The sequence below is a fragment of the Halomicrobium sp. HArcel3 genome (assembly GCF_058933135.1).
Map to the genome: position 1 here is coordinate 99,785 of NZ_JBZYDN010000007.1, position 18,200 is coordinate 117,984.

An 18,200-nucleotide genomic window follows, 5' to 3' on the forward strand; every position below is an offset into this window, starting at 1 on the left:
CCTCTATGCCGACCACTATCAATCCCGTGACTAACTTCGAGTCGAGAAGTGGCGACGGAACCTCACCCGCGGACGGGGATCAGGAGCAGGAGAACGGCGACCACGGCGAGCAAGATAGCGGGGCCGGCCACGAGGCCGCCGGCGACCGCCGTCCGCAGGAGGTCGACCCCCGCCAGGACGGCGGCGACGACGATACCGACGCCCACGCCGAGGACCCCGTGGAACAGTTCGAGGCGGCGCGTCTCGGGGATGTGGCCCAGGTCGGCCGTCACGCCGAGGCCGAACGCCGAGACGTCCCAGGCGACCATGCCGGCGGTGATGCAGGCGAAGACGGCGACCGGCGGGACGCCGGCGAGACCCGCGCCCACGGTGGCGACGACCATCCCCGCCGAGGCCACGGCCGGGCCGCCGGCGCGCTCGGGCAGGACGCCGACGGTCACACCGCCAAGGAAGGCGAGCCCCGCGACGAACAGCGCTGGCGGGCCGAGGATAACGAGGAGGACCGCCACCACGACGCGAAGCAGGGGCATGCCCGGGACGACGGAGAAGTAGAACGGGATGGTGAGCACCGTGAACGCGAACCCGGCGACGACGGCGGCGAGCAGCTGGTTGGCCCGCCGGTCGGTCGGCCGGGTCACCCGGCGGAGCGCGAGCGCGACGACCGCGGTGGCGAGGACGGCGACGCCGACGAGCAACAGCGGCCCGAGGACGAACGGCGAGGAGAGGCCGCCGAACACGGCCGAGGACGGCGGGAGCGCCGCGTACAGCCGGTCGAAGCCGCCCAGAAGCCAGGCGACGAGCCCGAAGACGACCCCGGCGAAGGCGACGAGCGCGACGACGGCGGTCACCAGACGAAACCGGCCGAGGGTGCGTTCCAGACGCGGGCGACGGTCCCGCGGCGTGAGCTGTCGGAACGGGAGCCACCGCGTCCCGAGCCAGACCAGGACGCCGGAGACACAGAGCGCGAACAGGAAGACGATCAGCGACGGCGTCGGCGGAACCGACGTCGCCGGGCCGGTGAGGAACGTCCACAGGGCCAGCACTGTCCCGGCGACGACGATCAGACAGACGAACCAGACGAGCATCGACACGAAGGAGGCCCCGCCCTGGAACAGCGCGGTTTTGGTACTCTCGGCGTCAGCGACGTCGGCCCAGGTCGTCGCCAGCCCGGTCAGCGCGAGCGCGAAACCGGTGAGCACGAGCCCGTACGCCGGCGCGAGTAGGAGCACCAACAGGGCGAACCCGACCAGTCCCGTCCCGCCGAGCACGTAACAGAGCTGACCGAGGAACAGCGCGAGGAACCGCTCGCGGTTCAGCAGCGAGAGACCGACGGTAAAGAGTCCGACGAGCGTCCCGAGCGCGAGCGTCAGGCGCAGGAACCCACCGGCCCAGCCGGTCGCGGCGACGACGGCGAAGACGACCACCGAGGCGATGGTGAGACTGGTCGCACGCGGTCGCCCCTCGTCGCCGATGGCCGATGGCCTGTCGAGTCGCGGACCGAACAGCGGCATCAGGCGTCACCTCCAGTGCCGGCGCCGGTACCAGCGTCCGCGCGGCGGCGCGCCGCGTGGCCCGCGTCGGCGGCGAAGGCGTACTCCAGCGCGACCGGGAGCGGCGTCCCGCGACGCCAGTCGAGCGCGCGAGCGCCAGCGGCCTGACAGCGCGCCAGCCGGGTCCCCCTGCAGACCTGTTCGTACTGGCCACTGACGGTGTTGCCAGTGATCACGTCCGGCGACAGCACGACGACCGAGTGGTCGTGAGCGAGCCACGCCTCGACGGCGTCGACCGGCGCGTCGTCGAGCAGCGGCGAGAACAGCGCGATCTGGGCGCCCGGCGGCGCGAGCCCGAGCAGTTGCGTGAACTGCGCTTCGGGGTCCTCCACCGTCGTCTCCGCGTCGGCCGCCAGTTCGAACCGGTCGAGTGCGCGCGAGCGCTGGCCGTCGCCACCGCCCGGCGGGAGCCAGTGGAGTCCCGCGGGCCCCGGCCCGTCGAGGCCGACGACGGCGACGGCGACGTCGTGGCCGGTGCGCAGGAACTCGCCGACGGCGTGGGTCGCGGCGTAGGCTTCCAGTTCGACCGCAGTCGGCCGACCCGGTCCGGGGACGACGCGACACACCTCGCGGGCGTCGACGACGGCGACGATGGAGGCCGACCGGTGTTCCCGGTAGTTGACAGTCGCGAGGGTGCCGCGCTTGGCGTAGTGGCGCCAGTCGATCCGGTTCGCGTCGTCGCCGTGACGATACTCGCGCGTCGAGTGAAACTCGAGGCCGCGGCCCGGGCTGTCGGTCGTGATCTGACCCACGTGGTTGCTGGCGTCGTCGGCGAGCGGCGGCGCCTCTGCGTCGAGCCGGCAGACCAGTTCGACGTCGCCGTCGACCGGGAGCGCGGCCGTCGCCGCCGCGCCGGCGCCGAGACTCCGGAGGCGGACGCGCGGCGGGTCGAAGTCGTGGTCCCCGCGTCGGGCAACCATCGTGTATTCCAGGGTCACGGTCTCGCCGGGCTCCAGCGTCGTGCCGACGCGCGGGGAGCCGTCCATCACGGCCAGGTCCCCGGGAACGCCGTCGACGACGCGGACGTCCGAGAGCGTCCGGTCGGAGTCGTTCGTCACGGTCAGCGTGACGGCCACCGGACGGCCCGGGGGTGCCGGCGTCGGCTCGACGGTCCGGCTCGCCGTCAGCTCCGTCGGGAGCTCCGCGGTCGCGAGCGAGCCGTACGCGACGTAGGCGAGCGGAACCACCGCCGATAGCAGTATCGGTCCGTTGCTGGTCGCGAGGCCGACGACGGCGAGCACGATAGTCGCCGCGACGCCACCGCGCCAGCGCAGCGTCGGGTCGCTCATCGACGGGACACCCCCTCTCCCGCCTGGTCCTCGTCCGCCGCTTCGTCGGCGACTACGTCGTCGGCCGCCGTTCCGCCCCGCTGGCTCCCGACCCGAATATCGGCCAGCGAGTCTGTCGCCGAACGGCGACGGGGTTCCCCGGCCGCTGGGTCGTCCTGCCGTGACTGACTGACCCCGTCTCCGACCAGTTCGCCGGTGGTACTGCCAGTGTGATGGGCCGCCCGTCCGTCGTCGACGTCACCGCGGGTACGCCCCCCGAGCGGTTCGACTGCGCGCTGGAGGTGGCCATCGGCACCGCGACGGAGATCTTCGAGCGTCGGCGCGAGGACCGGCACGGTCCGGGGAGCGTGCTGGCCGGGAACGGTCGGGAGTTCACGGTCCGCGACCGTCGCGATGGCCTGCATCGCCCGCCTGACCTCCTCACGGAGGACCTGTTCGGGAAAGAGCCACGCCTCGAACCGTTGCAGCACGCTCCAGCCCGGGTGGTCGACCGCGTCGTCGAGCACGGCGGCAGCCGTCGCGTCGTCCGTCCAGCTTCCCCGAGCGAGCAGGGCCTCCGCCGTGGACCGGTCGGTGCCACCCTGGACGAACACGCCCAGGAGCGCCTCGCGAAGGTGGGGTCGAACCACGTCGACGCCGGCGGCCACCGTGCCGTCTTCACGTGCCGCCTCGCCGGCCGCCGCGACGACGTCGGCGAGCGCCTCTCCCGAGAGGTCGTACGCCGCCGGCGAGCGCTCGGGCGCGCGTTCGACGAGGACGCCGGACTCCTCCCAGGGCGCGGACGCCACGTCGTCCGAGTCTGTACCCGCGACCTTCACGAGCGCGCCGATGACGCCGACGACGCCGACGAGGACGGCCATCGAGAGGAGCAGGGCGCTGTCGGACACCGTTCCGGAACTCGCCAGGAGCGCAGCGACCGCACCGACGATGGTCGCGACCCCGAGAACCGCGGCGAGGGCCGTCCTCACGACCCGCTCACCTCTCTGCCATCGTCGCCACCGGTCGGGCCGGCGCCATCGGTCGGTTCGTCGCCGTTTCGGGTGGCCGTTCCATCACTCTGGCCGGGATTCGTCCCATCGGCGCCGTCGGCCGCGTCAGACGCCGTCTCCTCGGCGTCGAGGGCGTCGTAGGCGCGCTGTGCCTGCAGGTACCGGTCGTCGGAGAGGGGCTCGCCGCCGTACTCGACGTCGCGGAACACCGCCGTGAGTTCGACAACGGAATCTCGCGGGAATCCAGCGTCGATGGCCTGGCGTGACACCTCTCCCGGCGTCCGCTGGGGCCAGCGGTCCGGAACGACGCGCCGGGCGAAGCTGCGCCAGAGTTCGCGAATCGCCGGGCCCGGTGTGTGACTCGACGACGCGGGGGCGGGCCCGTCACCGCACGAGTTCGCCTCGACTTCGGCCGTTCCGGGTCGGAGCCAGCCGAGGAGGCGTCGGGGAAGGCCGACGAGGAACCGGATCCCGGCCACGAACCGTCGAGGGAGTCCGCCGATCCAGACCCGGGCGTCGACGACGAGCGCTGCGAGTTCGAAGTCGCGAAGCCGACGGAGGACCTCGCCCAGACTCGTCTCGATCCGGTCCACGAAGCGCTCGACGCGCCGCGTGATCCAGAGCACGCCATCGGTCACGCGGTCGATCCACGAACGGGCGACGTCACCCGCCGATCCGCCGGGCGTCACCAGCGACGTGAATCGGTCGCCCGCCGCGGAGACCAGGTCGGGCCGGCGAACGGCGATGACGAGCGCCAGCAGTAACAGCGTCGAACCGACGGCGATGACGGCACCGTCGCGGCCGGCCACGACGTAGCCAGCGGTCCCGGCGATAAGGGTGGCGGCGAGGGCGACGAGCACGGCGAGGCCGCGCCGGCCGTCTGCCCAGTAGACGGCGAGCGGACTCCCGACGAGCAGGAGGAGGGCGGCGATGGGGGTGACGATCGTCGGCGCGAACACCGACAGCATCGACCTGCTCGCGGTCCGGTCGCCGGTGGTCACGGTCACTGTCGCCAGCGGATCCCCGGGGAGGGTGATCGCGGCCTGCCCCGTCGCGTTCGTCGTGGCGACCCGCTCACCGTCGAGCGTCACCGCGGCGTCCGCGGCCGCGTCGGTGCCGATGGCCGCCCGGACCGTCGCGGACTGGCCCGGGAAGGGGAACCGCCCGCCCTGGACCCCCACGCGCAACAGCCTGACGTCGACGAACGTCCGGCCCTCTATCTCCCCGCGCTGGACGTTCACCCGGAGCCGTTCGGTCCCGTCGTCGGGAATCGTCAGCGCGTACTCGCCGTTCTCGTCGGTCCGTCCGACCCGGTCGCCGTCGACGGACACCGTCGCCGCGGGGACCGGGTCGCCTCGGATGGTGGCGACGAGCGTCACGGTTTCGCCGGGGTTGGGTTCCCCTACCACGTCGACGCCGATGGGACCGAGGAAGCGAAACGAGTCCGAGACGTTGACCGTGTCTGTCGCCTGCGTGGCAGCCGGGCTGTCGGTCGCCTGCGCGGCGGCCTGCCCCGTGGACTGGCCCGTCTCTGGCGCGGCGTTCCCGGCGAGATTCGACGAGTCGGCGGGGGCGGCGAGCGCGGCGGACTGGTGCTGCACCGCGGCTCCCCCGGTCACCGTTTCGAACTCGCAGGACCCGCCACCGGGCAGCCCCACTTTCACCGCCAGTTTCCGGACGTAGGGCACCGTGCCAGTGACCTGGCCGGACCGGTTCGTGACGCCGATAGACTGGTCGTCGAACCAGACGCGAACGTCCTGGAGTGGTTCGCCACCGCGACGGACGGCGACCGTCACGTCCCGTCCCGGCACGGGGTTTTCGGAGAGGAGGACGACGCAGTCGCCGGTCTGCTCGGACTCGTTGCCGAACAGGTCCCCGAGGGGGACGTCGGGGGAGGACGACCCCTGAGCGGTCGGCGGGGCCGCGAAGGCAGCGACGACGAGCGCGAGGCTACACAGCGCGAGGAAGACGAGCTGTCGGGGCTCGCCTGCCTGCCTGGGGAGGGATCCAGTCGGGTTGGTGTGTGACATTGGCGTAGTCTGCACGCCGCCGATTCGGCTCTCGCTCGTCCGACTCCCGCACCCACGACGGGAGACCGACCGAACGGCGGCGTACTGGAACTAGTCCCACTGTCACTTTCGGTGGTAAAGAAGCCACGGGTCTCGATGCTGGCTGTGCAGTCGACGGTCGCCTGGAGCGCGCCGTCGCGGGAACCGACACGTACTTTTCTGCCGGGACGCATGCGATATCTATGCGCGTTCGCGACTGGCAGGACATCCTCGACGACGTGGTCGAATCGAACGCCGACGCCGGGCAGTGGCGCGCGGTGGGCGGGGACCGCGCGAGCGGTATCGGCGAGGACCTCTACCTGGGCCACCCCTCGGCCGGCGTCTTCCAGCTGAAGACCTACGCGAAGAACCCCTTCGAGGTCCAGGGCGTCGGGTCACAGGTCGCCCGGAAGATCGACGACGAACTCGAGCCGCTCTTTCCCGACCGAGGCGCGGGTGGGTTCGGCGTCCAGCAGCCCGTCGAAGACGAGGACGAAGCCGAGGCGGTGGCCGGGAAACTGGAGAGCGTACTGGAGGCCCACGCCGACGCGCCGACGACCCCGGACGCCCTCTTCGAGGACGTGATGGACGCGATGGACTCGCCGGCCTACGGCCCGATGGAGTTCGACCAGTACGACCGCCCCGAGCAGATGGACGACCTGGCCGACGCCTTCGAAGAGGCCGAGGAACTGCTCGAAGCCGAGTTCGACGACGTCGTCGAGGAGGACGTCGACCGCGGATTCTACTGATTTATACCGCCGGGATTACTCTGATATCGTATGAGCGACGACGCCGTCGGGACGGAGTCCAGCGCGCGGGAGACGGTCCGCGCGTACTACGACGCGCTCCGCAACGGTGACCCGCTGGGACCGTTCTTCGCGGACGACGAGGACCTGGTCAAGTTCGGCATCTCCGAGCGACTCGTCGGCGGGGAGGCGGTGGCCGACGGACTGCGCGAACAGACCGAGACGACCAGCGGCTGGACAGTCGACAGCCGTGCGCTGCGGGTCACAGAACGCGACGACCACGCCTGGTTCTCGGACGAGGTGTTCGTGGGGTGGACCGGTTCCGACCCCCCGATACGGTACGAGTTCGAGACGCGCTGGAGCGGGACGCTCGAACGTCGCGGTGGTGCCGACGACCCAGCCGTCGACGGCGACTGGCGCGTCGTCGGGATGCACGTCTCCACGGCGGGCGATATCTGATGGTCGGCCCGTCCATCACCGACGAGGAGCGCGAACAGTTCCTCTTTCGCCTCCGCGTCGGGTTCTCGCTGTTCGTCGGCGCGTCGATGGCCCTGGTCGTGCTGGCTGGCGACGGCGGCGCGACGACGATGGCCGGGGCGTTTCTGGCTGGCTCCGCCGTCGGGGCCGCGCTCGCGTGGTGGGTGTTCCCGGACAGCATGGGGATGGGCCCCCGCAGACGGCGGTAGACGGGGCCAGAGCCGAGAGAGGCGCCACCACCGGGCTCGTTGCTATCGCACGGACGGTAGCCGCTACGGCTCGCGTACCCGCCGATAGCTCTTTGCGTCCGCCGGCCACAGTTCCGTGACGTGACCGACCACCTGGAGGACGACGAGGACGCGGCCGAGACGGACGTGTTCACGCCGAGCGACGCGTTTCAGGGCCTCGGCGACGAGGCGCGGACCGCCGTCCTCCGGGCGCTCGCCGCCGACGGACCACAGCCGTTCTCCGAACTGCACGACGCCAGCGGCGTCGACACCTCTGCCGGTTTCGCCTATCACCTCCGGCAACTGGACGGCCATTTCGTCCGCAAGCGTGCGGACGACAGGTACGAACTGACCTCGGCCGGCCGGGAAGTCGCGCGCGGAATTCGTGCCGGCGTCTACACCGATAGCGTGGACGTCGGTCCGGTCGAACTCGACGAACGATGCCCGTTCTGCCAGGAGACCAGTCTCGTCGCGCACGCGGCGGACAACGTGACGGAGGTCGCCTGCGAGGACTGTGAGACGCCGATACTGGGCCTGTCACTTCCGCCCAGTGGATACACCACGCGAGACGACGGGTCGCTCCCGGCCGCGCTCGACACGTTCTATCGCCACCGGATCCGCTCGTACGGCGACGGCGTCTGTCCGGACTGCGGGGGAACAGTCACCGTGGCTGTCGAACCCGCGTCCGGAAGCGAACTCGCGGACGGCAACGAGCGGGACCGGGACGAAACAGCACACGTACCGGTGCAGGCGACCTTCGACTGCGAGGGGTGCGGGAGGGACCTCCGCTGTCCGCTGTCGCTGACAGTCCTCGACCACCCCGCCGTCGTCTCGTTCTACCGTGACCACGACGAGGACGTCCGCGACCGGCCGGTGTGGAACGTCGGCCCCGAGTGGCGCGAACACGTCGTCTCGCGCGAGCCGTGGTGCGTACTGGTCAGTACTCGTCTCGACAACGACGTCCTCGACCTGTACGTTTCCGTCGACGGAAACGTCGTCGAACACCGTCGACGCACCGTTAGCGACGCCGGCCTCGGCTCGAACCGTGCGAACTCGGACGCCACCGGTTCGGCAGGTGGCGAGAACGGGCCCGCCGACGAGATGCGAGAAGACGACGCCACTGCGTGAGCGCAAACCGACTTACGACGCCTGCGAGAGCCCGGCCTCGTCGAGTGCACGCTGGCGGCGGCCCCGGTCGAACGCTTCGAATCCGTCGGCGTCGACGGACGCGAGGTCGAGGTCCGACGCCGTCAGGTCGCGGTCGATTCCCTCGGCGAGCGACCGGAGTGCCAGCGTGAATCCGGTCTCGACGTCGACGTCCCGGTCGTACTCGGCTTCGAGGTGCGATCGAATCGCCTCGCTCCCGGCGCCGACGGCCGTCGCCCGCCACTCGGTGGGCGTCCCGGACGGGTCGAGTTCGTAGAGGGATGGAACGGCGTCGACGGCACCCCCGAGAAGCACTGCCGCCCCGAATGGCCGGGTTCCACCGGTCTGAGTCGACTCCTGGACGTAGTCGGCGAGAGCTTTCGCGACGGGTTCCACGCCCGGGGCTTCCCCGTACCGCAGGCGCTCGCGCTGGGCGTACTGTCGGCCGTAGTCGACGAGATGGCGGCCGTCCGCGACGTGACCCGCCGTGGCCATTCCCAGGCGCCCGTCCACGTCGTGGAGTTTCTCGATGCTCTTCGGTTCGACCAGTGACGACCGGCGGCGCCTGTGCGTCGCGAGGACGACGCCGTCGTTCGTGCGAACGCCGACGGTCGAACTCCCGCGTTCGACGGCCTCGCGGGCGTACTCGACCTGGTAGAGGCGCCCGTCCGGCGAGAAGATGGTACTGCCCCGGTCGTAGGCACGCTGGCGATCGGACTGCATTAGCTGGCCCTCCGTTCGTCGAAGGCGACTCCGTCGCCGGTGACCGTGGTGAGAGTGACCCCGTCACCGCTGGCCGTGTCTCGTTCGCACGCCGCCTCGACGGCAGCGACGGCCGTGTCGGCGGCCGCCTCGACGTCCGCGTCGGCGTCGACACGCCGTTCGAGCACGCCGTAAGCGACCTGCATTCCGCTGCCGCCCGCGGCGTAGCTATCCGCCATCACGCTTCCGCCCCCGTCGAGTTCGAACACGTGTCCACCTGACTCGTCGACGCCGGCGAGCAGCGGGGCGACGGGCAGGCCTCGAACGAGCGCTCCGGCGGCGTTCGAGAGCGCCGTCATACTCATGGGTTCGTCGCGTCGCGATTCGTACAGGCTCGCCTCGGCCCGGAGCGACCGGATCAGGTCCCTTGCTGGGCCGACGGACCCGGCGATGGCCATCGTCGCCGTCGGGTGGACCTGTTCTATCTTCTGGACGTACTTGTTCGCTGTGAACTGACCGCCAAGGCTCATGCGCTGGTCGGCGGCCATCACGACGCCGTCCGCCGCTCGCAGCGCGACGATGGTCGTCCCGGTTTCGAATCTCGGAGCGTCGAGCGACACGTCGTTCGCCTGACTACCGGACGACGGACGTTTCGCTATGGATGCTCCGGGGATCAGTTCGGCGTCTGCTGGCGAGCCAATCGATCGTGCGGGTGAGTTCGGTCGCAGTTCTGGTCGCGTCATCACCCCGGTCTTCGGGCAGGGGTGGAAAATATGTTAGCTAAAATATATTTTAGCTGGTGAGCTGAGACGACCGGGTATCGAACGCGAGGGACGACGAACCAGGAGTTATTCTGCGACTCGTCCGAGCCAGAGCCGGGGGTGGTCGAGTTCCTCGTCGGTCGGCAGGTGCGAGGGGTCCTCCCAGACCTTGCTCGCGCCCGCGACGCCGCGTTCGTCTGCGACGACGTCGAAGAAGGCTTTGCCTCGCTCGTACTGGCGACGCTTCATGCCCAGGCCGAGCAGGCGGCGGACGAGCATCGCGATCGGTCCGCGACCGCTCCGGCGGGCCTCCAGTTTCGCCCGGAGGTCGTCGTACTCGTCGTCGAACGCCCGGTCCATGACGAGTTCGGCGTACCCCTCGACGGCGGTCATCGTCGTGTCGAGTTCGCCCAGCGAATCGCGGTCCAGACGCCCGTCGGTCAGCGCGCCGATGGTCTCCTCCATCGTCTCCTCGAGGTGGGTCGAGAGCCACGGCGCGGCGCCGAACTCGGCGGCGTGGGCCACCTCGTGGAAGGCGATCCACCGGCGGAATCGGTCCCGGTTCACGTCGAGTTGCCCAGCGACGCGCTCGATGTTCGGGTGGACGAAGTACAGCGCGTGGTCGTCGGCCTCGGCCAGGAGGAGCGGGTCGTACTGACCGAGCACGTTGTTACCGAGGAAGGAGAGCGCGAAGGCCATCGACCCGGTGTTGGCGAGCCGGGCGAGGCCGGGCATGAACTTCGCCTGCTGTTCGAGCGGGCGCATGAGGCGCTCGAACGTCGTCACGTTGGCGTCGATCCAGTGGTGGCGGTCCTGGACCTCGACGGTCCCGGGGAGGTCGAACTCCACCGCGGCGACGTCGCTGACACGGTCGCGGGCGTCGCGGACGTCCCCCGCGTAGCCCTCGCGTTCCGCCTCGGACAGGTTGACAGAGCCGGGTGCGACCGACCCCTTGGCCGCCTCGGCGACGGCGTTCCAGTCGATAGGACCGTCGCCTGACGCGTTCGCGACGGCCTGGACGCTCCGATACAGTCCCATACCACCGTTTTGGTGTCAGTCGGGATATGCCTTCTCCCTAGAGCGCCGGGACCTGCTCGGTCGCTTCGGCGTCCGAGTGGTCGGAACGACTGCGGGAAAGCAGTTTCCGGCCGAGCGCGATGGCGCCGGCCGCGAGGACGAGGCCCGCGAAGAGTGCGGCGGGCGACGTCCCGACACCCGACGGCTCCGCGTCTCCCTGGAGTCGCTCCTCGATCGTCTCACCGACGCCCTCCGTGGCGCCCTCGGCGTCGGCCCCGCTGAAGGGTGCCGCGGCGTTGAACTCCGCACCGTCCAGGTTGACCTCGAACAGGGTGAATCGAACCATACGTACCCTTGTGCCGTCTGTCACTTATTCGTTCGTACCGGGCGACGGTTCCACGCGCGTCGCCTCCGCGACGAAGGCCCGTCCCCTGGATCCGAAGTTTGACAAGTCAATGAAGATTTACGTGTTGGTTGACTACTATTCCGTGTCAATGGCCTCCTACGAGGTGACCCTCCTCTTCGTCGGTCTCGCGATCATGGGCGCCGTCGCGCTGCCTCGCGTCCTGTCGGACAAACCGATGTCGTTCCCGCTGGTGTACGTCATCGCCGGCTTCGCTCTGTTCGCCCTCCCCCTGGAGACGACGCCCCCGGACCCGATCGAACAGGTCCTCGTCGCCGAACACCTGACGGAACTGGTCGTCATCATCGCGCTGATGGGGGCCGGCCTGAAGATCGACCGCCCGTTCGATCCGCGGGGCTGGTCGACGACCTGGCGATTGCTCCTGATCGCGATGCCCATCACCATCTTCGTCACCGCCGTGCTCGGGGTGACCGTGCTCGGCACGCTCACCGCCACCGCCATCCTGCTCGGCGCCGTCGTCGCACCGACGGACCCGGTGCTCGCCTCGGACGTCCAGGCGACGCCGCCGACCGAAGAAGTCGACGAGGACGTCGACGCCACCAGACAGGAGGGGACGATCCGGTTCGCGCTGACCTCGGAAGCGGGCCTCAACGACGGGCTGGCGTTCCCGTTCACGTACCTCGCCATCGCGGTGGCCGCCGCCAGCGGCACGTCGTCGCTCGCCTGGCTCGCCGACTGGGCGCTGTACGAACTGCTCTACAAGATCGCGGCCGGCACGGTGATCGGCTACGTCTCCGGTCGGGTCTTCGCCTGGTTCATCTTCGGCTCGCCGGCGACGACCGACCTGGCGCGCGTCATGGCGGGCGCCGAGGCGCTGGCCGCGACGCTGATCTCGTACGCGGCCGCCGAGCTGATGGGGGGATACGGGTTCATCGCCGTGTTCGTCGCCGCGCTGGTCCTCCGGAACTACGAGTGGGACCACGACTACTACTTCGACCTCCACGACTTCGCCGTGACGACCGAGCGGTTGCTGATGGCGGCCGTGCTCGTGCTGTTCGGCGGCGCCATCGCCGGCGGGTTGCTCGGTCCACTGACCTGGACCGGTGCGCTGGTCGGCCTCGTGGTCGTCTTCGTCGTCCGGCCCGTCGCGGGGATGATCTCCCTCCTCGGCAGCTCCGTCTCGATGGCCGAACGGCTCGTCATCTCGGCGTTCGGCATCCGGGGGATCGGCTCGTTCTACTACCTCGCCTACGCGCTCAACGAGGCGTCGTTCCAGGAGATCGAACTCCTGCTTGCCGCCGACGAACTCTGGGCCATCCTCGGGTTCGTCGTCCTGGTCTCCGTCGTCGTCCACGGCATCAGCGCGAACTACGTAATGGACGCGCTCGACCGGCGGCGGAAGGGCCACGAGGTGACCGAGTCGGCACACTGACGCGAGCGACGACCGGTGCACGGGTCGCAGGCGGTCCGGAGCGGCCGAACGACCGGCGCCCCTGTTTTTATCACCTCGCCACCGGTCTCGGCTAGTATGTCGCCCGAAATCACGAAGATAGAGAGCGTCGAGTTCGCCTACGAGATTCCGGACGTGGGCACCGACGAGAACGGGTTCAACCTCGTCTACGAACCCGGCGCGGTCACCGAACGCAAACTGTTCGGCGTCACGGTCCACACCGACGAGGGGATCACCGGCGAGTACGTCGGCGGCAACTCCCCCGGTGCCGCCCAGATCAACACCTTCGCCGACTACCTCGTCGGGAAGGACCCCCTCCAGCGGGAGAAACACTGGTCGGAGATCAAGCGCGCGCTCCGCAAGTACGACCGGATGGGTATCGGCCCCATCGACATCGCGCTGTGGGACTACGCGGGCAAGCGCTACGACGCCCCCATCCACGAACTGCTCGGGACCTACCGCGAGCGCCTGCCCGCGTACGCGTCGACCTACCACGGCGACGACGCCGGCGGCCTCGACTCCCCCGAGGCGTTCGCCGACTTCGCCGAGGAGTGCCTGGAGATGGGCTACGGCGGCTTCAAGATCCACGGCTGGGGTGGCGGCGACGAACTCCGCAACCTCGACCGGGAGATCGCGGCGGTCCACGCCGTCGGCGAGCGCGTCGGCGACGAGATGGACCTGATGCACGACCCCGCATGCGAACTGGAGACGTTCGCCGACGCGCTGAAACTCGGCCGCGCCCTCGACGAAGAGGGCTTCTTCTGGTACGAGGACCCCTACCGCGACGGCGGCATCTCCCAGCACGCCCACCGCAAACTCCGGCAGATGCTCGACACGCCCATCCTCCAGACCGAGCACGTCAGGGGACTCGAGCCCGCCACCGACTTCGTCGCCAACGAGGCCACCGACTTCGTGCGTGCGGACCCCGAGTACGACGGCGGCATCACCGGTGCGATGAAGCGCGCGAAGGTCGCCGAGGGGTTCGGCATCGACGTGGAGTTCCACGCGCCCGGACCCGCACAGCGCCACTGCATCGCCGCGGCGCGCAACGCCAACTACTACGAACTGGCGCTGGTCCACCCCGAGGCGCCCAATACCCAGCCACCGGTCTACGAGGGCGACTACTCCGACATGATCGACACTATCGACGAGAACGGCACCGTTCCAGTCCCGGACGGCCCCGGCCTCGGCGTCGAGTACGACTGGGACTACATCGAGGACAACGCGACGGGCAGCGTCCACGTCTACGAGTAAACCGCCTCGGTCCCGCGGAGAGACGAACTACCAAGGGGGCCTGTACCGTAGCGAGCGATATGGCACCGTATCGCGCAGGCATCGTCGGCACCGGCGGCATCGCCGGGATGGGCATCCTGGGGATGCACGAGGAGGACGAACTCGGCCAGCAGAAGGTCGAGGCGAGCCACGCGGGCGGCTACCACGCGACAGACGGGATAGAACTCGTCGCCGTCGCGGACGTGGACGAGGGGAAACTGCGACGGTTCGGTGACGTCTGGGGAATTCCCGAAGACCGACAGTACGTCGGCCACGAGGCGATGCTCGCGTCCGAGGACCTCGACATCGTCTCCGTCTGTACCCCCTCCTTCCTCCACCACGACCACGTCGTCGACGCGGCCCGCTCGGCCGCCGACCCGGCCGTCGTCTGGTGCGAGAAACCCATCGCCGCCGCTGTCGCCGACGCCGAGGAGATGGTCGCCGTCTGCGAGGAGACCGACACGGAGTTGCTCGTCAACCACTCGTTCCGGTTCACCGAGAAACTCCGGCGACTCCACGAACTCGTCCACGAGGAGGGGATTCTCGGGGACGTCCACTCGGTCACGACCCAGTTCCGCATGGAACTCCTGCGAAACTCGACGCACCTGCTCGACACGCTGGTCTACCTGCTCGACGCCCGCGCCGACCAGGTGTCGGGGTACATCACCGGTGAGAACGAGGCCGTGGAGTCGCTCGGCGCAGACCGGGAGGTCGACGACGCCGGCGGCGGCGGGTTCGTCGTCATGGACGACGGAACCTTCGTCACCGTCGACTGCACCGTCCCGCGAGCCGACTCGTCGATGCTACTCAACTTCGTGGGCAGCGAGGGGAAACTGTACGTGAACAACGACGACGGCGAGTGGCGCTACTGGCGTCTCGACGACGGCGACCACGTCGAGGAACCGCTCCCGGGCATCGAGGGCTCGTGGACGTGGGAGGACGACTACCAGCGGGCGTTTGCCAACGCCGCTCGCCACGTCGAGGAACTGCTCGACGGAACAGCCACCAATCGGTCGACGGGGCGGGAGGCGACTCGCTCGCTGGAGATCATCGTCGGCTTCTACCTCTCCCACTACACCGGCGGCCAGGTCGCCGTCCCGCTCGAACGACCGCTCCGGGACGTCGAGATAACCTCCTGGTAGCCGCGGGCCCACGCGTCGGCGTTGCGACCGGAAGCGCGGGGTTCTTGGTTCGAGTGCGATAACGACCGGTCATGGACGAGCGACGACGCGAGTTCCTGGACGACCTGCTGGCGACGGCCAACCCCTCGGGGTACGAAACCGCCGGCCAGCGGGTCTGGATCGACTACGTGAGCGAGTACGCCGACGAGGTCCGGACGGACGACTACGGCAACGCGGTGGCCGTCCTGGAGGGCGACGGCGACAGTGAGATAGCGTTCGCCGGCCACGGCGACGAGATCGGTTTCATCGTCCGAGATATCACCGACGACGGCTTCGTCCGCATCGCCCGCATCGGCGGGTCGGACAAGACGGTCTCGCGCGGCCAGCACGTCACCGTCCACGCCGACGACGGCCCAGTCTCCGGCGTCATCGGCCAGACCGCCATCCACCTCCGTGACCCAGACGAGGACTCCGTGCCGGAGATTAGCGAACAGCACGTCGACGTCGGTGCGACAGACGGCGACGAGGCCGCGGAACTCGTCGACCGCGGCGACCCGATAACTCTCGACCAGTCGGTGACCGAACTCGCGAACGGCCGTCTCGCGGCTCGCGGGATGGACAACCGGATCGGTACCTGGGCCGCCGCAGAGGGGCTGCGTCGTGCGAGCGAGCGCGGGACGAACGCGACCGTGTACGCCGTCTCCACGGTCCAGGAGGAGGTCGGCGTCCAGGGCGCCAAGATGGTCGGCTTCGACCTCGACCCCGACGCCGCCGTTGCGGTCGACGTCACCCACGCCACGGACACGCCCGACTCGCCCGGCAAGCACTCCTCCGGCGTCGAACTCGGCGGCGGCCCGGTCGTCGCCCGCGGCAGCGCGAACCACCCGGTCCTCGTCGAGGGGTTCCGCGAAGCGGCCGACGGGGACGACCTCGACGTCCAGCTACAGGCGACGGGCAGCCGGACCGGGACCGATGCGGACGCCTTCTACACCTCCCGCGGCGGCATCCCCTCGCTCAACCTCGGCCTGCCGAACCGGTACATGCACACCCCCGTCGAAGTGATCGATCCCGACGATCTCGACGCGGTCGCGGATCTGCTTGCCGGCTTCGCGGTGCGAGCCGAGGAGTTCGCTCCGTTCAGCGTCTCGATATAGGAGTTCAAGCGGTACGTTTATGCACGAGTCGCCAGCCCGTTAGTGGTATGAGTGGAAGACCGCTCGACGTGCTGGAGGCGTCGCTGGGCGAGACCGTCACAGTGTCACTCAAGGACGGCGAGGTATTCGAAGGCGAGCTCTCGGGGTACGACCAGCACATGAACCTGGTCATCGAGGGCGAAGACACAACGATTATACGCGGCGACAACGTCGTTTCGATCAACACATGACTGGCGCAGGAACTCCGAGTCAGGGCAAGAAGAACACGACCACGCACGTCAAGTGTCGCCGCTGTGGCGAGAAATCCTACCACTCGAAGAAGGGCGTCTGCGCGTCCTGCGGCTTCGGGAAGTCCGCGAAGCGCCGAGACTACGCCTGGCAGAGCAAGTCCGGCGAATAGCTCCACACTATGCACGAAAAGTGCGGCGTCGTCGGCATCGCACTTGACGACCGAGACGCCGCCCGACCTCTCTACTACTCTCTGTACGCCCTCCAGCACCGCGGCCAGGAGTCGGCGGGCATCATCACCCACGACGGGTTCCAGCAACACGACCACGTGGAGATGGGGCTCGTCGGCGACGCGTTCGACCCCGACGACCTGGAGTCGCTGAACGGCGCAAACGGCATCGGTCACGTCCGCTATCCCACCGCCGGGAGCGTCGACTCCTCGTGTGCCCAGCCCTTCTCCGTCTCGTTCAAGTCCGGGTCGCTCGGGCTCTCGCACAACGGGAACCTCGTCAACGCCGGCGAGATTCGCGAGGAACTCGCGGAGCTGGGCCACGCCTTCACCAGCGACGGCGACACGGAGGTCATCGCCCACGACCTGGCGCGCAACCTCCTAGAGGCCGACCTCGTCCGTGCGGTCAAGCGGACGATGTCCCGGATACACGGCTCGTACTCGCTGACCATCATGCACGACGAGACGGTAATGGGCGTGCGCGACCCCGAGGGCAATCGCCCGCTCTGTATCGGCGAACTGGAGGACGGCTACGTGCTCGCCTCCGAGTCCGCCGCCATCGACACCCTCGACGGTGAACTCGTCCGGGACGTCCGACCGGGCGAACTCGTCGTCCTCCACGACGACGGGTCGGGCTACGACACCTACCAGCTCATCGAGCAGGAGAACACGGCCCACTGCTTCTTCGAACACGTCTACTTCGCGCGGCCGGACTCCACCATCGACGAGAAGCTGGTGTACGACGTCCGGCGGGAGCTGGGCCGGTCGCTCTGGGAGGAATCGGGCATCGACTCCGACGTCGTCCTGCCCGTGCCCGACTCCGGACGCGCGTTCGCGTCCGGCTACGCCGAGGCGGCCCAGGACGCCGGCAGAGACATCGAGTTCGCCGAGGGGCTGATGAAGAACCGGTACGTCGGCCGGACGTTCATCATGCCGACCCAGGACGAGCGCGAGCGGGCCGTCCGGCTGAAACTCAACCCGATCAAGTCCACCATCGAGGGGCGCACGGTCACCATCATCGACGACTCCATCGTCCGCGGCACCACCTCGAACCAGCTCGTCGAACTGCTCAGGGACGCTGGGGCCGAAGCCGTCCACGTCCGCATCGGCGCGCCGAAGATCCTGGCGCCCTGTTACATGGGCATCGACATGGCGACCCGCGAGGAACTGATCGGTGCCGAGAAAGAGGTCGACGAGATATGCGAGGAGATCGGTGCCGATTCGCTGTCGTACCTCTCCATCGACGCCGTCGCCGGCGCCCTGGAGACGAGCGAGTCGGACCTCTGTCTCGGTTGCGTCACGGGCGAGTATCCGTACGAGATCGAGGGCGAGGAGACGGATCGGGACGTCCAGCGGCCAGTCATCGGCGGCGGTGAAGTCAGCGCCGACGACTAGTGAGTCCCGGTCCAACACGTTCGACGGGTGGGACG

General features: G+C 69.3%; 19 protein-coding genes. 11 read left to right on the forward strand and 8 right to left on the reverse strand.

The window, feature by feature from the left end; all coding sequences use genetic code 11:
• Positions 1–62: 62 nt before the first annotated feature.
• Genes AC5FRV_RS16385 through AC5FRV_RS16400 form a run of 4 tightly spaced genes read right to left on the reverse strand, consistent with a single transcriptional unit; the run spans position 63 to position 5,858 of the window.
• Positions 63–1,511: a DUF7519 family protein gene (locus AC5FRV_RS16385; RefSeq protein ID WP_493562164.1), complete on the reverse strand. Its 1,449-nt coding sequence runs from the start codon at positions 1,509–1,511 to the stop codon at positions 63–65.
• Positions 1,511–2,839, reverse strand: coding sequence for a DUF58 domain-containing protein (locus tag AC5FRV_RS16390; RefSeq protein ID WP_493562165.1), 1,329 nt, complete (start codon positions 2,837–2,839; stop codon positions 1,511–1,513). Before AC5FRV_RS16390 ends, AC5FRV_RS16385 begins: the two co-directional genes overlap by 1 nt.
• Positions 2,836–3,807, reverse strand: a complete 972-nt coding sequence (locus AC5FRV_RS16395; RefSeq protein WP_493562166.1) for a DUF7269 family protein — start codon at positions 3,805–3,807, stop codon at positions 2,836–2,838. Before AC5FRV_RS16395 ends, AC5FRV_RS16390 begins: the two co-directional genes overlap by 4 nt.
• On the reverse strand, positions 3,804–5,858 hold the full coding sequence (locus AC5FRV_RS16400) for a DUF4129 domain-containing protein (RefSeq protein ID WP_493562167.1): 2,055 nt from the start codon (positions 5,856–5,858) through the stop codon (positions 3,804–3,806). Before AC5FRV_RS16400 ends, AC5FRV_RS16395 begins: the two co-directional genes overlap by 4 nt.
• Positions 5,859–6,079: 221 nt before the next feature.
• Here AC5FRV_RS16400 and AC5FRV_RS16405 point away from each other — a divergent pair, with 221 nt between their 5' ends.
• The 4 genes from AC5FRV_RS16405 (at position 6,080) to AC5FRV_RS16420 (ending at position 8,454) form a co-directional block, all read left to right on the forward strand.
• Positions 6,080–6,625, forward strand: coding sequence for a hypothetical protein (locus AC5FRV_RS16405; RefSeq protein ID WP_493562168.1), 546 nt, complete (start codon positions 6,080–6,082; stop codon positions 6,623–6,625).
• Between the two features lie 30 nt (positions 6,626–6,655).
• A complete protein-coding gene (locus AC5FRV_RS16410) occupies positions 6,656–7,081 on the forward strand; it encodes a nuclear transport factor 2 family protein (protein WP_493562169.1) in 426 nt (141 codons plus the stop codon).
• Positions 7,081–7,308, forward strand: coding sequence for a DUF8527 family protein (locus AC5FRV_RS16415; RefSeq protein WP_493562170.1), 228 nt, complete (start codon positions 7,081–7,083; stop codon positions 7,306–7,308). The genes AC5FRV_RS16410 and AC5FRV_RS16415 overlap by 1 nt, the downstream gene beginning before the upstream one ends.
• A 120-nt stretch (positions 7,309–7,428) precedes the next feature.
• A complete protein-coding gene (locus tag AC5FRV_RS16420) occupies positions 7,429–8,454 on the forward strand; it encodes an ArsR/SmtB family transcription factor (RefSeq protein WP_493562171.1) in 1,026 nt (341 codons plus the stop codon).
• Positions 8,455–8,466: 12 nt separating this feature from the next.
• On the opposite strand, the gene AC5FRV_RS16425 is transcribed toward AC5FRV_RS16420, so the two are convergent.
• The 4 genes from AC5FRV_RS16425 to AC5FRV_RS16440 all read right to left on the reverse strand — a co-directional run bounded on the left by AC5FRV_RS16425 (position 8,467) and on the right by AC5FRV_RS16440 (position 11,298).
• Positions 8,467–9,195: an archaeal proteasome endopeptidase complex subunit alpha gene (locus tag AC5FRV_RS16425; RefSeq protein ID WP_493562172.1), complete on the reverse strand. Its 729-nt coding sequence runs from the start codon at positions 9,193–9,195 to the stop codon at positions 8,467–8,469.
• On the reverse strand, positions 9,195–9,794 hold the full coding sequence (locus tag AC5FRV_RS16430) for an Ntn hydrolase family protein (protein WP_493562173.1): 600 nt from the start codon (positions 9,792–9,794) through the stop codon (positions 9,195–9,197). Before AC5FRV_RS16430 ends, AC5FRV_RS16425 begins: the two co-directional genes overlap by 1 nt.
• Before the next feature lie 228 nt (positions 9,795–10,022).
• Positions 10,023–10,973 carry a zinc-dependent metalloprotease gene (locus AC5FRV_RS16435; protein ID WP_493562174.1) on the reverse strand — a complete coding sequence of 317 codons (951 nt, stop codon included), beginning with the start codon at positions 10,971–10,973 and terminating at the stop codon, positions 10,023–10,025.
• Between the two features lie 37 nt (positions 10,974–11,010).
• On the reverse strand, positions 11,011–11,298 hold the full coding sequence (locus tag AC5FRV_RS16440; protein ID WP_493562175.1) for a hypothetical protein: 288 nt from the start codon (positions 11,296–11,298) through the stop codon (positions 11,011–11,013).
• A gap of 148 nt (positions 11,299–11,446) precedes the next feature.
• Between AC5FRV_RS16440 and AC5FRV_RS16445 the strand changes: the two genes are divergently transcribed.
• The 7 genes from AC5FRV_RS16445 (at position 11,447) to purF (ending at position 18,165) form a co-directional block, all read left to right on the forward strand.
• Complete coding sequence (locus AC5FRV_RS16445) at positions 11,447–12,748, forward strand: cation:proton antiporter (protein ID WP_493562176.1); 1,302 nt, start codon at positions 11,447–11,449, stop codon at positions 12,746–12,748.
• Between the two features lie 96 nt (positions 12,749–12,844).
• Entirely contained in the window at positions 12,845–14,020 is a 1,176-nt protein-coding gene (locus AC5FRV_RS16450) for a mandelate racemase family protein (RefSeq protein ID WP_493562177.1), read from the forward strand.
• Between the two features lie 59 nt (positions 14,021–14,079).
• Positions 14,080–15,180 carry a Gfo/Idh/MocA family protein gene (locus AC5FRV_RS16455; protein WP_493562178.1) on the forward strand — a complete coding sequence of 367 codons (1,101 nt, stop codon included), beginning with the start codon at positions 14,080–14,082 and terminating at the stop codon, positions 15,178–15,180.
• Positions 15,181–15,251: 71 nt separating this feature from the next.
• Positions 15,252–16,313, forward strand: a complete 1,062-nt coding sequence (locus AC5FRV_RS16460) for a M20/M25/M40 family metallo-hydrolase (RefSeq protein WP_493562179.1) — start codon at positions 15,252–15,254, stop codon at positions 16,311–16,313.
• 47 nt (positions 16,314–16,360) lie between these two features.
• Positions 16,361–16,543: an LSM domain-containing protein gene (locus AC5FRV_RS16465; protein ID WP_089817949.1), complete on the forward strand. Its 183-nt coding sequence runs from the start codon at positions 16,361–16,363 to the stop codon at positions 16,541–16,543.
• The gene (locus AC5FRV_RS16470; RefSeq protein WP_089817951.1) at positions 16,540–16,713 is read left to right on the forward strand and encodes a 50S ribosomal protein L37e; all 174 of its coding nucleotides are present in this window, start codon (positions 16,540–16,542) and stop codon (positions 16,711–16,713) included. The genes AC5FRV_RS16465 and AC5FRV_RS16470 overlap by 4 nt, the downstream gene beginning before the upstream one ends.
• Positions 16,714–16,722: 9 nt before the next feature.
• Positions 16,723–18,165 carry an amidophosphoribosyltransferase gene (gene purF, locus AC5FRV_RS16475; protein WP_493562180.1) on the forward strand — a complete coding sequence of 481 codons (1,443 nt, stop codon included), beginning with the start codon at positions 16,723–16,725 and terminating at the stop codon, positions 18,163–18,165.
• Positions 18,166–18,200 lie beyond the last annotated feature (35 nt).

What these genes read in the sequence shown, in the direction of transcription:
- AC5FRV_RS16405 (WP_493562168.1), top strand. Translation starts at nt 6,080, where the DNA reads ATGCGCGTTCGCGACTGGCAGGACATCCTCGACGACGTGGTCGAATCG.
- AC5FRV_RS16425 (WP_493562172.1), bottom strand. Translation starts at nt 9,195, where the DNA reads ATGCAGTCCGATCGCCAGCGTGCCTACGACCGGGGCAGTACCATCTTC.
- AC5FRV_RS16445 (WP_493562176.1), top strand. Translation starts at nt 11,447, where the DNA reads ATGGCCTCCTACGAGGTGACCCTCCTCTTCGTCGGTCTCGCGATCATG.
- purF (WP_493562180.1), top strand. Translation starts at nt 16,723, where the DNA reads ATGCACGAAAAGTGCGGCGTCGTCGGCATCGCACTTGACGACCGAGAC.
- AC5FRV_RS16440 (WP_493562175.1), bottom strand. Translation starts at nt 11,298, where the DNA reads ATGGTTCGATTCACCCTGTTCGAGGTCAACCTGGACGGTGCGGAGTTC.
- AC5FRV_RS16470 (WP_089817951.1), top strand. Translation starts at nt 16,540, where the DNA reads ATGACTGGCGCAGGAACTCCGAGTCAGGGCAAGAAGAACACGACCACG.
- AC5FRV_RS16410 (WP_493562169.1), top strand. Translation starts at nt 6,656, where the DNA reads ATGAGCGACGACGCCGTCGGGACGGAGTCCAGCGCGCGGGAGACGGTC.
- AC5FRV_RS16400 (WP_493562167.1), bottom strand. Translation starts at nt 5,858, where the DNA reads ATGTCACACACCAACCCGACTGGATCCCTCCCCAGGCAGGCAGGCGAG.
- AC5FRV_RS16465 (WP_089817949.1), top strand. Translation starts at nt 16,361, where the DNA reads ATGAGTGGAAGACCGCTCGACGTGCTGGAGGCGTCGCTGGGCGAGACC.
- AC5FRV_RS16450 (WP_493562177.1), top strand. Translation starts at nt 12,845, where the DNA reads ATGTCGCCCGAAATCACGAAGATAGAGAGCGTCGAGTTCGCCTACGAG.
- AC5FRV_RS16385 (WP_493562164.1), bottom strand. Translation starts at nt 1,511, where the DNA reads ATGCCGCTGTTCGGTCCGCGACTCGACAGGCCATCGGCCATCGGCGAC.
- AC5FRV_RS16435 (WP_493562174.1), bottom strand. Translation starts at nt 10,973, where the DNA reads ATGGGACTGTATCGGAGCGTCCAGGCCGTCGCGAACGCGTCAGGCGAC.
- AC5FRV_RS16460 (WP_493562179.1), top strand. Translation starts at nt 15,252, where the DNA reads ATGGACGAGCGACGACGCGAGTTCCTGGACGACCTGCTGGCGACGGCC.
- AC5FRV_RS16415 (WP_493562170.1), top strand. Translation starts at nt 7,081, where the DNA reads ATGGTCGGCCCGTCCATCACCGACGAGGAGCGCGAACAGTTCCTCTTT.
- AC5FRV_RS16390 (WP_493562165.1), bottom strand. Translation starts at nt 2,839, where the DNA reads ATGAGCGACCCGACGCTGCGCTGGCGCGGTGGCGTCGCGGCGACTATC.
- AC5FRV_RS16455 (WP_493562178.1), top strand. Translation starts at nt 14,080, where the DNA reads ATGGCACCGTATCGCGCAGGCATCGTCGGCACCGGCGGCATCGCCGGG.